General features: G+C 31.6%; 15 protein-coding genes and 1 pseudogene. 4 read left to right on the forward strand and 12 right to left on the reverse strand.

Going from position 1 to position 14,915, the window contains the following annotated elements; translation table 11 throughout:
* Window positions 1-7: 7 nt before the first annotated feature.
* Window positions 8-1,228, reverse strand: coding sequence for an ROK family transcriptional regulator (locus LQ675_RS02840; RefSeq protein WP_239726625.1), 1,221 nt, complete (start codon window positions 1,226-1,228; stop codon window positions 8-10).
* A gap of 231 nt (window positions 1,229-1,459) precedes the next feature.
* Between LQ675_RS02840 and glcP the strand changes: the two genes are divergently transcribed.
* Window positions 1,460-2,827: a glucose transporter GlcP gene (glcP, locus tag LQ675_RS02845; protein ID WP_048540197.1), complete on the forward strand. Its 1,368-nt coding sequence runs from the start codon at window positions 1,460-1,462 to the stop codon at window positions 2,825-2,827.
* A 67-nt stretch (window positions 2,828-2,894) separates the two neighbouring features.
* Here glcP and LQ675_RS02850 read toward each other — a convergent pair whose 3' ends face one another.
* Window positions 2,895-3,194, reverse strand: coding sequence for a hypothetical protein (locus LQ675_RS02850; protein ID WP_119469722.1), 300 nt, complete (start codon window positions 3,192-3,194; stop codon window positions 2,895-2,897).
* 68 nt (window positions 3,195-3,262) lie between these two features.
* A pseudogene (locus LQ675_RS02855) lies at window positions 3,263-3,828 on the reverse strand (DUF3885 domain-containing protein).
* Window positions 3,829-4,065: 237 nt separating this feature from the next.
* Here LQ675_RS02855 and LQ675_RS02860 point away from each other — a divergent pair.
* The gene (locus tag LQ675_RS02860) at window positions 4,066-4,575 is read left to right on the forward strand and encodes a P-loop NTPase family protein (RefSeq protein WP_103361032.1); all 510 of its coding nucleotides are present in this window, start codon (window positions 4,066-4,068) and stop codon (window positions 4,573-4,575) included.
* A gap of 65 nt (window positions 4,576-4,640) precedes the next feature.
* On the opposite strand, the gene LQ675_RS02865 is transcribed toward LQ675_RS02860, so the two are convergent.
* Entirely contained in the window at window positions 4,641-5,534 is an 894-nt protein-coding gene (locus LQ675_RS02865; protein WP_239726624.1) for a DMT family transporter, read from the reverse strand.
* A gap of 109 nt (window positions 5,535-5,643) precedes the next feature.
* Here LQ675_RS02865 and LQ675_RS02870 point away from each other — a divergent pair, with 109 nt between their 5' ends.
* Window positions 5,644-7,053: an aminotransferase-like domain-containing protein gene (locus tag LQ675_RS02870; RefSeq protein ID WP_325867907.1), complete on the forward strand. Its 1,410-nt coding sequence runs from the start codon at window positions 5,644-5,646 to the stop codon at window positions 7,051-7,053.
* A 120-nt stretch (window positions 7,054-7,173) separates the two neighbouring features.
* Here the strand turns inward: LQ675_RS02870 and sufB are convergent, their stop codons facing one another.
* Genes sufB through sufC form a run of 5 tightly spaced genes read right to left on the reverse strand, consistent with a single transcriptional unit; the run spans window position 7,174 to window position 12,446 of the window.
* A complete protein-coding gene (gene sufB, locus LQ675_RS02875) occupies window positions 7,174-8,571 on the reverse strand; it encodes a Fe-S cluster assembly protein SufB (RefSeq protein WP_025904379.1) in 1,398 nt (465 codons plus the stop codon).
* A 46-nt stretch (window positions 8,572-8,617) separates the two neighbouring features.
* Complete coding sequence (sufU, locus tag LQ675_RS02880) at window positions 8,618-9,058, reverse strand: Fe-S cluster assembly sulfur transfer protein SufU (protein ID WP_048540200.1); 441 nt, start codon at window positions 9,056-9,058, stop codon at window positions 8,618-8,620.
* A complete protein-coding gene (locus tag LQ675_RS02885; RefSeq protein WP_078355570.1) occupies window positions 9,048-10,289 on the reverse strand; it encodes a cysteine desulfurase in 1,242 nt (413 codons plus the stop codon). Before LQ675_RS02885 ends, sufU begins: the two co-directional genes overlap by 11 nt.
* A gap of 25 nt (window positions 10,290-10,314) precedes the next feature.
* Window positions 10,315-11,631: a Fe-S cluster assembly protein SufD gene (gene sufD / locus LQ675_RS02890; RefSeq protein WP_058591560.1), complete on the reverse strand. Its 1,317-nt coding sequence runs from the start codon at window positions 11,629-11,631 to the stop codon at window positions 10,315-10,317.
* A gap of 35 nt (window positions 11,632-11,666) precedes the next feature.
* Window positions 11,667-12,446 carry a Fe-S cluster assembly ATPase SufC gene (gene sufC / locus LQ675_RS02895; protein WP_048540204.1) on the reverse strand — a complete coding sequence of 260 codons (780 nt, stop codon included), beginning with the start codon at window positions 12,444-12,446 and terminating at the stop codon, window positions 11,667-11,669.
* Between the two features lie 339 nt (window positions 12,447-12,785).
* Here sufC and LQ675_RS02900 point away from each other — a divergent pair, with 339 nt between their 5' ends.
* Window positions 12,786-13,019, forward strand: a complete 234-nt coding sequence (locus LQ675_RS02900) for a hypothetical protein (RefSeq protein ID WP_048540205.1) — start codon at window positions 12,786-12,788, stop codon at window positions 13,017-13,019.
* Window positions 13,020-13,071: 52 nt separating this feature from the next.
* Here LQ675_RS02900 and LQ675_RS02905 read toward each other — a convergent pair whose 3' ends face one another.
* The 3 genes from LQ675_RS02905 to LQ675_RS02915 all read right to left on the reverse strand — a co-directional run bounded on the left by LQ675_RS02905 (window position 13,072) and on the right by LQ675_RS02915 (window position 14,905).
* Complete coding sequence (locus LQ675_RS02905; RefSeq protein ID WP_232182482.1) at window positions 13,072-13,272, reverse strand: hypothetical protein; 201 nt, start codon at window positions 13,270-13,272, stop codon at window positions 13,072-13,074.
* Window positions 13,273-13,347: 75 nt separating this feature from the next.
* Window positions 13,348-13,953, reverse strand: a complete 606-nt coding sequence (locus LQ675_RS02910) for a short chain dehydrogenase (protein ID WP_058591561.1) — start codon at window positions 13,951-13,953, stop codon at window positions 13,348-13,350.
* A 130-nt stretch (window positions 13,954-14,083) separates the two neighbouring features.
* On the reverse strand, window positions 14,084-14,905 hold the full coding sequence (locus LQ675_RS02915) for a MetQ/NlpA family ABC transporter substrate-binding protein (RefSeq protein WP_048540210.1): 822 nt from the start codon (window positions 14,903-14,905) through the stop codon (window positions 14,084-14,086).
* Window positions 14,906-14,915: the final 10 nt, after the last annotated feature.

Below are 14,915 nucleotides of genomic sequence, written 5' to 3' on the forward strand. Positions count from 1 at the left end.
CTTATAATCATTTATTTGGTTTTGGTAGTGAGAATATTTCTTCTACTATTAAAGATGCTGCGCCAATCGTATATAAATCGTCCCCTAAAGCAGAAGTTACGATTGGAGTCTCTTTCGCATCTTCACCCATTACTTTTAACCGAATGATTGCTTTAATTTCTGTTAGTAAGAGATGACTAATTTTTGTTAAACTACCACCTAATACAATAAATTTTGGTCCAAATAAATTTATTAATATTGCAAAGCCTAAACCAAGGTTCCTACCAACTTCTTTAGCAATTTGGACACATAATTCATCGCCTTGATTCACTGCCTCATAAAAATCTTCAATACTTAATTCATCAATTTCAGACTGCATATTTAATAATTGACTTTTACGACCAATTTTTAATTGACGCTTAATCATTTTTAAAATTGCTGTTTCTGAAGTCAACGTTTCTAAACAGCCATAGTTACCACAAGAACATAATGGACCGTCTGGATCTATCGTGACATGTCCAATTTGACCTGTAATGTGGTGATTGCCTTTTAAAATCGATCCATTATTGATAATACTTGCACCTACACCATAGTCCACGATGACCGATATAAAGTTTGTTTCTTCTTTACCTTGGCCAAACCACATTTCCGCAAGTGCTGCACTATTACAATCATTATCAATTACGACCATCAAGTCTGTTTGAGATTCTAATATCGATTTAATTTCGATATTTCTCCATCCTAAGTTTGGCGCAAAGATATTTGTACCATTTTGAGTATCGACCAACCCGTGCATACCTACTCCAATACCAAGTACTTCAATTTGTTGTGCTGAATATTCTTCTGCAATTAAACGAATTTCTTGTCCTAAATAAACAATCATGTCATTCGGACCTCTTCGTAAATCCATTTCTATTTGTTTCTCAAATAAGATTTCTGCTCTCAAATTACTGACAATTATACTCGTTCTATATGCACCAATTTCTAAACCAATCATCACTTTTTTCTCTTTATTAATATCAAGTGGTATAGGTTGTCTGCCTCTAACTTTTCTTTCCATTGCCTTCTCTTCTATCCATTGTTCATCAATTAATATTGAAACAATTTCTGAAACTGAAGGTCTTGATAAATCAATTCTATTCGCAATTTCTACTCTAGAGATTGGTCCATACTTTTGAATCGTCCTTAAAACAAGTTGCTTATTATAATCTTTCATTAAATTAATATTGATCCGAGATGATTGCTTCACGACAACCCTCCTTAACTTTAAGTAATTTATAATAACTAAAATAAATATTTTTATTCGTATTTTACTTGATTTTCTATTTGAAAAGGCTTACATTAATAATTAAATCAGATTCAAAGAGTAATTACAACTTTTTTAGTTATCTTAAATAATTAAATATCATCAACGAACCTCAAAATTTTATTTTAACTAAAGTTTCTGATGGCGTTATTAAAATTACATGGGGGTAATAAAATGGAAGCAAGCAATTATAGAACGAAGTTAATTTTCTTCCTAGGTGCTCTAGGAGGATTGCTTTACGGGTATGACACGGGTGTTATATCTGGCGCGTTGCTTTTTATAAAAAATGATATACCACTCACAAGTTTCACTGAAGGTTTAGTCGTGAGTTCAATGTTAGTCGGTGCAATATTTGGTTCAGGATTCAGTGGACCACTATCGGATAAACTTGGACGAAGAAAGCTCGTATTTGTTATTGCGATTGTCTTTATCGTGGGCGCATTAATTCTATCATTAGCACAATCAATGGTTATCCTAGTCATAGGTAGATTTATAATCGGATTAGCAGTCGGAGGCTCTACTGCAATCGTGCCTGTCTATTTATCAGAAATGGCACCTACTGACACAAGAGGTTCTTTAAGTTCATTAAACCAACTGATGATTACTATCGGGATTCTCGCTTCATATTTAGTTAACTATGCTTTCGCAGATATGGAGGCTTGGAGATGGATGGTTGGATTAGCAGTTGTCCCTTCTGTCATCTTAATGATCGGTGTTTACTTTATGCCAGAGAGCCCTAGATGGTTACTTGAACATAAAAGTGAAAAAGCCGCTAGAAAAGTTATGGCAATTACAAGAAAACAATCAGAAATTGATAAAGAAATTGACGAAATGAAAGAAATCATTCATATATCAGAAAGTACATGGACAGTCTTAAAATCTGTTTGGCTAAGACCCGTACTTGTTATAGGCTGTATATTTGCACTACTCCAACAAATCATCGGTATTAATGCCATCATTTACTATGCACCAACAATCTTTAGTAAAGCAGGTTTAGGAGATGCAACAGCTATTCTTGGAACAGTCGGCATCGGATCAGTCAATGTAATTGTAACGATATTTGCAATATATATAATGGATAAAATTGACCGTAAAAAACTACTTATTACAGGTAATATCGGCATGGTTTGCTCATTACTTATTATGGCAACACTCGTATGGACAATCGGATTACACTCAACAGTCGGTGCATGGATTATTGTCGCATGTTTAACATTATTCATTGTCTTCTTCGCATTCACTTGGGGACCAATCTTATGGATCATGTTACCAGAACTATTCCCAATGAGAGCAAGAGGCGCAGCAACAGGTATCGCGACATTATCCTTATCAATAGGCAGTTTATTAGTTGCACAATTCTTCCCACTACTCACATCAGTGATGGGAATCGAACAAGTATTTCTAATCTTTGCAGTCATCGGTATACTCGCAATGATATTTGTCATCAAATACTTACCAGAAACAAGAGGTAGAAGCCTTGAAGAAATCGAAGTAGACTTAAGAAATAGAACATCATCCGTTACATTATCTAAAATTGATTAAGGAATAGGAAAACCCCGTAGAAATTCTACGGGGCTTTCTTTATCTGGTAGTATTATAAATCCAAAATTCACTTCTTTTCTATTATCATAAATAAGACATAAAACAATAAGAGAACTGAAAAACCTAATATAATAAAAAAGATTGATAATATAAAATTAAAATCATAAACTAAATCTCCAGCAACAATCAATACTGTTCCCAAAAATAAACAAGTAGAAAATATGTATGAGATTTTAGCTATATTTTCTGGATTTACTTTATCATATTCTATAGAAGCAATAATATTTATATTTTTAGATATTGCAACGTATATAGAAATGGTTAAAGAAACTACTAATATACATATATCTAGTACAATATTAAACACTGTCTACCTCCAAGCATTAATTATTATTGATTACTTTTTGAAATAAAGACACCTTATTATATGATAAATTAAATTTCATCATTATCAATATCCAATATTAAATGACTATACTTCTTAGAATATAGTAGATAATCTTCACTTTTATAAAAAGCTACCCAAAGACCTCTATCATCATATAAATGATATATTAAGTTTTTAGTATTATTGATTATATATATTTCTGAATAATTATAGTCCTGATTAATATTTGGAACTAATCCTTTAAAATCTTGATTGGAAATAGCCTTTAATAGCTTTTTATATTTTATATCTTTCCTTGAACAATTATATGAAAACTCTTCACACATAATATTATCATCATTCGTTTTTATGTATTCTTTATAATATTCGTTTTTTTGTAAGGCTTATTATAAACATATACAACATGAACTAAATTTATAGAATCTGAAGGTGAAAATAATTCTTCAAAAATGTTTATTGCATTTTTATATACAGTTAAAAAATAATCATTGTTAATAGTGACGCCATCTTCTAAAAGTTGATACTTATCATCACTTAAATTTAAATGAATAGCCTTTTGTAAATCTCTAAAATTCAATAATTTAATGTCCACGCTATCTGCATCAAAATACATAATATTCAGCACCTAATTTCCTATAACTTTTTAAATAAATATCCAATTATTAAGGAATTACTACTCAATAAACAAATATAAATACCTTTAATAATCGAATATTACTAATTCATATCATTCATTAAATTACAAATAATGTCAATATTCGCTTTGCATTTTTTAATATGAACAAATAGGCTATGATATAATAATAAATTATAAAACGAATATAGAATTTCTGTTTGGGTGTGAGATCATATGAAGAAAGTTGTTATACTTGGTTCAAGTGGTTCAGGAAAATCATATCTATCTAAAAAACTATCTAGAGAATTAAGTATCGAAGTGTATCATTTAGATAATTTAATGAGAAAATCAGACTGGAAACCTGTTAGTTATAAACAAAAGTGTGATATACAAAAGAAAATACTTAGTAATGACACTTGGATCATAGAAGGTAATTACACTAACATTCTAGATGAAAGATTATTAGAAGCTGATACTATCATCTTTTTAAATATTAATAAGTATAAATGTATTTTTAATGTAATTAAAAGAACATTTATCTATAGAAATAAAGATAGACCAGATAAGCCATACAATGCAATTGATAAATTAAACTTACATCTATTGATATGGACGTGGAATTTTGATAAAAATGAAAAACCTGTAATTATAAAAAAAGTAAATAAGTTTAGTAAAACAAAACGCATAATCATATTAAATACTATTAAAAACATTAATAATTACTTTAATAATGTTACAAAATAGATAAACAGCTATAAGATTTGATTTAATAATAATTTCAAAAAACTCTCATTCAAATGAGAGTTTTTTTAATTTCTTTCTTTTACTGATATTAGAGTTACTCCAATAATAGTTATAATACCGCCAATTATAGCTAATTGTGATGGTATCTCTTGTAGTATCAAATAAGATAATATTAATGAAATAACTGGTGTTAAATAAAGAGACATTGTGGCTTCAGATGTACCAATTTTCTGTATTGTATAAGCTAAAGCAATATATGGAATCACACTAGGAAATATACCTAGATATATGACAGCTAAAACAGAAATATTACTTGCTGATTGTAATTCATTAATTGCATCAGGTAAAAATATAATTGTAAATATCGTACCAGAGATAATCGTATAAATTGTAAAAGGAATAAAACCATATTTATTCAAAAACTTATTTTGAAAAACGAAGTAAATGCTCTCACCTAACGAGGCAATCAAAACTAAAATAACCCCAAACCCCATTACTTTATTATTGCCACTACTTAAGCTTAATAATCCAACTCCCAAAAAAGCAATACATGAACCATACCATGATTTTTTTGTAAATCTTTCTTTTAAAAAATACTTTGCAAGTATAGCTGAGAAAATTGGAGTAGTTGAAACCAATAAACTTGCTACGCCAGCACTAATATAATATTCACCAAAACTTAATGCCACATGATAGATAGTAAATCCACTAAATCCAAGCAACATTATTAATGGGATATCATTTTTTTCAGGAAGTGGGTATTTTTTTATAACTGCCAGCACTATTAACACTATTGAGGCAATAAATAATCTTATCGCAGATAAATTCTCAGCTTTAAAATCTGCTAGAGCAATTCTAATCATTGGAAATGCAGATGCCCATAAAATAATGGTTAATGAAAAAGCGAATAATATGTATGGATCATATCTTGCATAACTATTCTTTTTAATTAAACTCATTTTATCCACTCTTTTCTTCATAAGATATTCTTATATTAAGGAAAATAATGTAAAATAAGTACAACCAATTATATTTATAATCATACAACCAATTTTTGAGAGGTGATTTATCATTAAATATAAAGAAATAGCTTCATATATACGGGATAAAATAATGCGTGGTGAATGGTTTTATGGAATGCGTATTCCTTCCCAAAGAGTTTTAGCAAAACAATTTAAGGTGAATAGAGTAACTGTTATCAAAAGTATAGAGTTATTAGAAGCAGAAGGCTTTGTTTATACTATGATTGGAAGTGGTACTTACGTAAATAACTATTTTGATGAAGGTTACATTTCAACTAAATGGACAGAAATGATGAAGTGGTCTTATAGTAGTAGGAGTGATTATACAGTACAATTAATTAATAAATTTGAAACTGATTTAAATTACATTCATATTAGTAAAGGTGAGCTATCTGAAGATCTACTACCTCATTTATATTTAAAAAATGCTTTAAAAGAAGTTTCAAAATATATAGGTAATTTATCTTTTGGCTACAATAATGGATTTGGATATAATAAATTACGTAAATTAATAGCAAATAGATTAAAACATGAAGGTATAAATGTTACCCAAAATAATATCCTTGTAACTTCAGGGGCACTTCATGCAATTCATCTATTAACAACTGGTTTTTTAAGTCAAAACGCATTAGTATTTTCGTTTACTCCTTCATACATTGATTCAACTCATATCTTTAACACGTCTAATTTAAAACAAATAAAGATTCCATATAGCAATAATCAACAATTTAATAAGACAATTCAAAAATATCATCACTATAAAGACAAAGTAATATACGTAGAATCTACATTTAACAATCCTACTGGTCAGTCTTTATCATCTCATAGTAAAGAAAGCATCATTAAGTTAAGTTGTCGGCACAATATACCTGTAATTGAGGATGATATCTATAGAGATTTATGGTTTGAAGAAAAGCCCTCTCCTCCATTAAAATCATTTGATAATATTGGTAAGGTTTTTTATATAAGTAGTTTTTCAAAAACTCTTGCACCTGCATTAAGAATTGGTTGGATCGCCGCTTCAGAAAAAGTTATAGAACAATTAGCCGATATCAGAATGCAAAGTGATTATGGTTCTAGTATATTATCACAAGCAGTTGTATATGAAATGCTTAAAAGCGGTGACTATGATATTCATTTAACAAGACTAAGAAAAATTTTAAAAGATAAACAAAACTTTATGCTAACAATATTAGATAAACTATTCTCTACAATAGCTACATGGCATATACCATTAGGAGGATTTTTTATATGGATAAAGTTTAAAGATGGTGTAAATACGAAGAAATTATTTTTAGACTTACTTCATAAAGAAAAAATTTTGTTGAACCCAGGATTTATCTATGGTGGCGAAGAAAATACTATTCGATTATCTTATTCATATGAAACTACAGATAATATAGAGTTCGCACTTCATAAAATTCATGAGTACGTAAAACATTGCATAGATAATTAACCAAATAAAAAAGCACGATAGATTACACAAATTTGACAACATTTAAAAAGTAAATGGTATCAAAATGGTATCAATCGTGCTTTTTGCTAAATAAGAATCGCATAACGGCAGGCTTTAAGCCTATCCAATTGAACCTTCCATTTCGAATTTGATTAGACGGTTCATTTCTACTGCGTATTCCATTGGTAATTCTTTTGTAAATGGTTCGATGAAGCCCATTACGATCATTTCAGTTGCTTCTTCTTCTGAAATACCACGGCTCATTAGGTAGAATAATTGTTCTTCAGATACTTTAGAAACTTTCGCTTCGTGTTCTAATGAAATGTTATCGTTCATGATTTCATTGTAAGGAATTGTATCTGATGTAGATTCGTTATCCATAATTAATGTGTCACATTCAATGTTTGAACGTGCGCCAGTTGCTTTACGTCCGAAGTGTACTTGACCACGGTAAACAACTTTACCGCCATTTTTAGAAATTGATTTAGAAACAATTGTTGATGACGTATTTGGTGCTTTATGAATCATTTTTGCACCAGCGTCTTGAACTTGTCCTTTACCTGCAAGTGCGATAGATAAAGTCATACCTCTAGCGCCTTCTTCAAGTAAGAAACAAGATGGGTATTTCATTGTTAATTTAGATCCTAAGTTACCATCAATCCATTCCATCGTACCATTCTCATATACGAAAGTACGTTTTGTAACTAAGTTATAAACATTGTTAGCCCAGTTTTGGATTGTTGTATAACGGCAGTATGCATCTTTCTTAACGATAATTTCAACTACAGCTGAGTGTAATGAATTAGTCGTATAAACAGGTGCTGTACAACCTTCTACATAGTGTACTGAAGAACCTTCATCAGCAATAATTAATGTTCTTTCAAATTGACCCATGTTTTCAGAGTTAATTCTGAAGTAAGCTTGAAGTGGTGTTTCTAATTTTACGCCTTTTGGTACGTAAATGAATGATCCACCAGACCAAACTGCTGAGTTTAATGCTGAGAATTTATTATCTGCAGCTGGAATAACACTTGCGAAATATTCTTTGAATAATTCTTCATTTTCACGTAATGCTGAATCAGTATCTTTGAAGATAATACCTTGTTCTTCTAAGTCTTGTTCCATGTTATGGTAAACAACTTCTGATTCATATTGCGCAGATACACCTGCAAGATATTTTTGCTCTGCTTCAGGAATACCTAATTTATCGAAAGTATTTTTGATTTCTTCTGGTACTTCATCCCATGAACGCTCTGAACGTTCTGATGGTTTAACGTAGTATGTGATTTCATCAAAGTTTAACTCTGTTAAATCGCCACCCCACATTGGCATTGGCATTTTGTAAAATTGTTTTAATGATTTCAAACGAAAATCAAGCATCCATTGTGGTTCGTCTTTCATTTCAGATATTTTTTTAACGATTTCTTCTGTTAAACCTCTACCTGAACGGAAAATAGAAACGTCTTCATCATGGAAGCCATATTTATAATCTCCAACTTCTGGTGATTTTTTAGCCATTTTCTTCACTCCTCTTTTATAATAGCGTTCGCCCATTTTTCAAAAGTTACGCGTTATTTTGCTCTTTTGTTCCTTTTTCAAATGCTTTCCATGCTAAAGTAGCGCATTTGATTCTTGCTGGGAATTTAGATACACCTGATAGTGCTTCTATATCTCCCATTTCTTCTGTAATTTCGTAGGATTCACCAAGCATCATGTTTGAGAATTCTTGACTCATTTCTAATGCTTCTTCAATTGTATGACCTTTAACCGCTTCAGTCATCATAGATGCGCTAGACATTGAAATAGAGCAACCTTCACCTTCAAACTTAGCATCTTTAATAACATTATCTTCTACATCTAATGTTAAGCGGATGCGATCTCCACATGTCGGATTGTTCATATCTATTGTTAGAGAGCCATCTTCAAGAACGCCTTTATTACGAGGATTCTTATAGTGGTCCATAATGACAGAACGGTATAGTTGATCTAAATTGTTAAAATTCATAAGAGAAAAACTCCTTCGCGCCATTTAGTGCCTGAATGAGTTGGTCAACATCTTCAGTAGTATTATAAATATAGAAACTTGCTCTTGCTGTTGAAGATTGGTTTAACCATTTCATTAATGGTTGTGCACAGTGGTGACCTGCTCTTACAGCTACGCCTTCAGAATCTAATGCTGTTGCTAAATCATGTGGGTGAACACCTTCTACATTAAATGTAATTAATCCAGCTCTTTTTTCAGGTGTAGGTCCATATATTTCAAGTCCATCAATTTTAGACATTTCATTGTAAGCATAATTCACAAGATCATACTCATGTTGATGAATGTTATCTAAACCGATAGCATCAATATATTTAATCGCTTCAGCTAAAGCAATTGCTTCTGCAATAAGCGGTGTACCAGCTTCGAATTTCGTTGGTAAGTCTGTCCATGTTGCATCTTCTAATCCAACAAAATCAATCATATCTCCACCAAATTCGATTGGTTCCATCTTATCTAATAAATCACGTTTACCATATAAGACACCTATACCAGTAGGGCCTAACATTTTATGACCACTAAAGCTAAAGAAGTCTACATCTAAATCTTGAACATCCACTTTCATATGTGGTGCTGACTGCGCACCATCTACTGCAATAACAGCATTATGACGATGTGCGACTTCTGCAATATATTTAACATCATTGATTGTACCTAATACGTTAGACACATGAGCGACTGCGACAATTTTAGTTCGATCATTTATCGTACTTTCGATTGCGTCTCTTTCAAGTTCGCCACTTTCTGACATTGGAATAAATTTAAGTTTAGCACCTGTTCTTTTAGCAAGTTGTTGCCATGGCACGATATTCGCATGATGTTCCATTTGTGTGACGACAATTTCATCATCTTCAGAAATATTTGCATCACCGTAACTATGCGCCACTAAGTTGATTGCAGTTGTAGTTCCTCTTGTGAACACAACTTCTTCAAAATATTGTGCATTTATAAATCTTCTAACAGTTTCTCGTGCTTTTTCATAAGCATCCGTAGCAAGTGTACCAAGTGTATGCACACCTCGGTGAACATTAGAATTATAACGGTTGTAGTAATCTACAATGCTATCAGTGACTTGAGTAGGTGTTTGACTTGTGGCTGATGAATCTAAATACACGAGTCTACTACCGTTAACTTGTTGTTCTAATATCGGAAAATCTTTTATAATTTTTTCTACATTAAATGTTGATTCGGCCACATTATCAGACCTTTCTGTGCCTTTTTTATATTTGTGTTGTTACTTTTAATTCAATAACTTCACGTAATTGACGTTTAACGTCTTCGATTGGCAATGCAGATACAACTGGATCAAGGAAACCGTGAATAACTAAACGTTCTGCTTCTTCACGAGAAATACCTCTACTCATTAAGTAATAAAGTTGAGTTGGATCTACTCTACCTACTGAAGCTGCGTGTCCTGCTGTTACATCATCTTCATCAATTAATAAGATTGGGTTTGCATCTCCACGTGCTTTTTCAGATAACATAAGAACACGAGATTCTTGTTGAGCATCTGCTTTCGTACCACCGTGTTTGATATAACCAATACCATTAAAGATTGAAGAAGAACTATCTTTCATAACACCATGTTTCAATATATGGCCATTAGATTCTTTACCATATTGAATAATTTGTGTTGTAAAGTTTTGTTTTTGTTCTCCACGACCAACTACGACTGTTTTTAAGTTACAGTTTGAACGATCACCCATTAAATAAGTCGTGTTGTCGTTAATTGTACTACCATCATTCATTAAACCTAAAGCCCAATCAATTGTAGCATCAGCTGCTGCTGTACCACGACGGATAATGTGACCAGTAAAGCCTTTATCCATGAAATCAACTGTACCATAAGTAATGTTTGAGTTTGCACCAGCAATTACTTCAGAAACGATGTTTAATTGACCTTCGTTTGAAGATACTGTAGATAAATAGTTTTCAACGTATGTTAATTCTGCACTTTCTTCAGTTACGATAATCGCATGGTTGAAGAAACTTGCATCACTATCATCATGTAATACAACGTATTGAACAGGATCTTCTACAACAACATTTTTAGGTACATATACAAATACACCACCGTTAACTAATGCTGCGTGTAAAGCTGTTAATCTATGTTCATCAACTTTAACTGCGTCAGTCATGAAGTATTTTTGTACTAATTCACTATTTTCAATTAAAGCTGTTTTTAAATCTTTAATAACAACGCCTTGTTCGACTAATTTTTCATCTACTTTAGTAAAAGCAGGTGTATTATTATGTTGAACAATTAAGTTTGTAGCATTTTCAGTATCGATAATTTTACGAACTGATTCTGGTAAATTGTCGATAGTATCAAATGTTTCACTTGTAACAGCATGTGTTTTGAATGAATCAAAATCCCATCTGTCAATTTTTGTTTTGTCTGGTTTAGGCATTTCTAATGTATCTAATTTTTGAAAACTTTCTTTTCTTAAATCAGTCATCCATTGTGGTTCATTTTGAGATGCTGAATAATTAACTAAGTCTTCAACGTTAATATTTAACTTTGTTTCAGTTGCCATTTATACTCCTCCTACTTGACTATCATGATCATATATTATTCAGCGTTAATTGTTTCGTCTTCAATATTAAGTTCTTCTTTAATCCACTCGTAACCTTCTTCTTCAAGACGTTTTGCTAATTCTTCGCCACCTGATTTAACAACTCTACCTTGCATCATAACGTGTACAAAGTCAGGCGTAATATAGTTTAATAATCTTTGATAGTGAGTAATAATTAAACAACCAAAGTCTTCTCCACGCATTTTGTTAATACCTTTTGATACAACTTTTAATGCGTCAATATCTAAACCTGAGTCAATTTCATCTAAAATTGCAAATTTAGGTTCTAACATCATTAATTGAAGAATTTCGTTACGTTTCTTCTCACCGCCAGAGAAACCTTCATTTAGGTATCTTTGAGCCATATCTTGGTCCATTTCTAATAGATCCATTTGTTTATCTAATTGCTTAATGAATTGCATTAAGTTAATTTCGTCGCCTTCTTCACGTTTAGCGTTAATTGCAGAACGTAAGAAATCAGCATTTGTTACACCAGAAATTTCTGATGGGTATTGCATAGCTAGGAATAAACCAGCTTGTGCACGCTCGTCAACTTCCATTTCTAATACATTTTCACCATCAAGAAGAACTTCACCTTGTGTTACTTCATAACTAGGATGGCCCATGATTGCTGATGATAAAGTTGATTTACCAGTACCGTTAGGTCCCATGATTGCGTGGATTTCACCTTGTTTGATAGTTAAATCTACACCTTTAAGAATTTTCTTACCTTCGATTTCTACGTGTAAATCTTTGATTTCTAATATTGATGCCATATTATTTTTCCCTCCAGAGAATTTATTCACATTTAAAAAAGATAACCCTACATTATCTTTTCTAGTTTATAATAATTTTAATGTAACGTCAAAGTTTGCTGTGAATCTTTACCCTTAATATTATAACGTAGTTACACGGGCAAATAAACATTTTCGCTTTATTTATATAGAAGAAACTGTTCATATAAAGTATTTTTCTGAAATGTTTTTCAAATGATAATCATTTCAATTAATTCTCAATTTATAAATATTCTATTTCAACGTCTTCCGAATGCCTTTCTATCCAATATATACTATAATGATGATAAATAAATATGCAGTTTATGAAAGGAAAATTACATGAAACGCTATGAACAATTTGCATTCGTTATAAGTGCAATATGCGCATTTATACTTTTATTAAATTTAGTCAATGTTATTAATTTGAGTAGTCTCTTAAACACATTATTAACTGCTGCTACTATTATTACAATCGCTACATTCAACGTTAGGAATTACAGATTTGTCGGTATCATATTATATGCCATTGCGGTATTTATGCTGATTATTTATTTCTTTAACGGATATATTTAAGTTTTGATTATCTCACGATATTTACCAGTCTTCGTGCAGTTCGGCTTTATTTTTACCCCTTTCGCACGATATCTCTCAGTCTTCGTGCGTTTTGCCCTATTTTCGTACCCTTGCGCACGATATCTACTAGTCTTCGTGCAGTTGGTCCTAATTTTATACCCTTGCGCACGATATCTACCAATCTTCGTGCAGTTGGTCCTAATTTTATACCCTTGCGCACGATATCTACCAATCTTCGTGCAGCTTCCCCCATATTTTCATCCTTATCAAAACAAAAAGCAATCGACTCTCCATTTACCAAGGGAGAACGACTGCTTTTTATAAAATATTATTCATAAATTCGGTATGTTTGTCCGGAATGAATACCTTCTACACTTTTCAAGTATGCTTTAGCGGCTTTTTTAGCTGGGACTGCTTGATAACCTTTAAAGAAATCACCATAATCTTCGAGTGCTTCTTCAATTACATTTGGACTTACATTATTAATTCTTAAATCACGTTTTAATTCATATGCAGCTGATTTCACAAATGCTTGAATACCACCACCAGCCATTGCCGATGAAACGCCACCTTTGATTGGTTCGTCCATAATAACACCAGTTGTTAATGTGAAACTTCCACCATCATTAATATAATGTTGTCCGATCAGTACTAAGTTGATTTGTCCAAGTAATTTACTTGTAACTGCAACTTCATTTGATTCAGGTGTTAAGTCAGATAAATCATCAAAATTCGCTGCACCTGCAGTAGAAACAACTGCATCTACATTTTGAATTTGTTCAAACATTAACTTAATATCTTCTACATTCGACATATCCATTTGATAGTCACCTGAATTACGTCCAACTTTCACAACTTCATGTCCATTTGACGCAAGCTCTTCTGCCACTGCTGAACCAATAGTACCATTAGCACCAACTAATATAATCTTCATAATTTACCACCTTTTCATTTAATTAAATAAATTTTATCTATAAATGAAAGCATACACAAACATAATGTTCAAAGATGAGTAATTATACAAAAAACATCTAACCTTATGGCTAGATGTTTTTTCAAACTTATTACTTAGCTGCGATTACAGCTCCGTCGTATTTCTTGTTGATGAAGTCTTTAATTTCTTTAGATTGTAAGACTTTCATTAAAGCTTTAATTTGTTTGTCGTCTTTATGACCTTTTTGAACTGCAATTAAGTTTGCATATGGTGAATCTTTTCCTTCTACTGCAATTGAATCTTTAAGTGGATTTAATCCTTGTTCGATTGCAAAGTTAGAGTTGATGATTGTAGCGTCACCTTCGTCTGCTTGATAAGATTTAGGTAAAAATTCTGCTGATTGTTTATTGTTGAATTTAATATTTTTCTTGTTTTCTACAATATCATCAAATGTTGCGTCAACTGGTTTAACGCCATCTTTAATTTTGATTAGTCCTTCTTTAACGAAGAATGATAAGAATCTACCTTCTTCAGCTGGATTGTTTGAAACATAAACTGTTGCATTTTTTGGTAAGTCAGATAATTTTTTATATTTCTTAGAGTAAACTGCCATTGGCTCTAAATGTACGTTACCTGCTGATTCAATTTTATATCCTTTTTCTTTTGATTCAGTTTTTAAGTATGGTGTATGTTGGAAGAAGTTAGCATCAAGTTCACCTTTATCTAATAATTTGTTAGGTGTTGTGTAATCATTGATTGTCTTGATTTCTAAGTCATAACCTTCTTTTTTAAGAAGTGGTTTAGCTTCTTCTAAAATTTCAGCATGAGGTGCTGGTGATGCACCAATTTTAATTGTTTCGTTCTTTTCTTTCTTGTCGCCACTACCGCCACCACATGCTACTAGTACGACTGTTAAAATTGAAATAAATAATAACCCAAATACTTTTTTCATAAAAAACACT

This window comes from Mammaliicoccus sp. D-M19 (assembly GCF_022386695.1).
Classification (GTDB): Bacteria; Bacillota; Bacilli; order Staphylococcales; family Staphylococcaceae; genus Mammaliicoccus; species Mammaliicoccus sciuri.

Coding starts and splice junctions, on each gene's coding strand:
- glcP (WP_048540197.1), top strand. CDS start 1,460: ATGGAAGCAAGCAATTATAGAACGAAGTTAATTTTCTTCCTAGGTGCT.
- LQ675_RS02860 (WP_103361032.1), top strand. CDS start 4,066: ATGAAGAAAGTTGTTATACTTGGTTCAAGTGGTTCAGGAAAATCATAT.
- LQ675_RS02865 (WP_239726624.1), bottom strand. CDS start 5,534: ATGAGTTTAATTAAAAAGAATAGTTATGCAAGATATGATCCATACATA.
- sufB (WP_025904379.1), bottom strand. CDS start 8,571: ATGGCTAAAAAATCACCAGAAGTTGGAGATTATAAATATGGCTTCCAT.
- sufU (WP_048540200.1), bottom strand. CDS start 9,058: ATGAATTTTAACAATTTAGATCAACTATACCGTTCTGTCATTATGGAC.
- sufD (WP_058591560.1), bottom strand. CDS start 11,631: ATGGCAACTGAAACAAAGTTAAATATTAACGTTGAAGACTTAGTTAAT.
- sufC (WP_048540204.1), bottom strand. CDS start 12,446: ATGGCATCAATATTAGAAATCAAAGATTTACACGTAGAAATCGAAGGT.
- LQ675_RS02900 (WP_048540205.1), top strand. CDS start 12,786: ATGAAACGCTATGAACAATTTGCATTCGTTATAAGTGCAATATGCGCA.
- LQ675_RS02905 (WP_232182482.1), bottom strand. CDS start 13,272: ATGGGGGAAGCTGCACGAAGATTGGTAGATATCGTGCGCAAGGGTATA.
- LQ675_RS02910 (WP_058591561.1), bottom strand. CDS start 13,953: ATGAAGATTATATTAGTTGGTGCTAATGGTACTATTGGTTCAGCAGTG.
- LQ675_RS02915 (WP_048540210.1), bottom strand. CDS start 14,905: ATGAAAAAAGTATTTGGGTTATTATTTATTTCAATTTTAACAGTCGTA.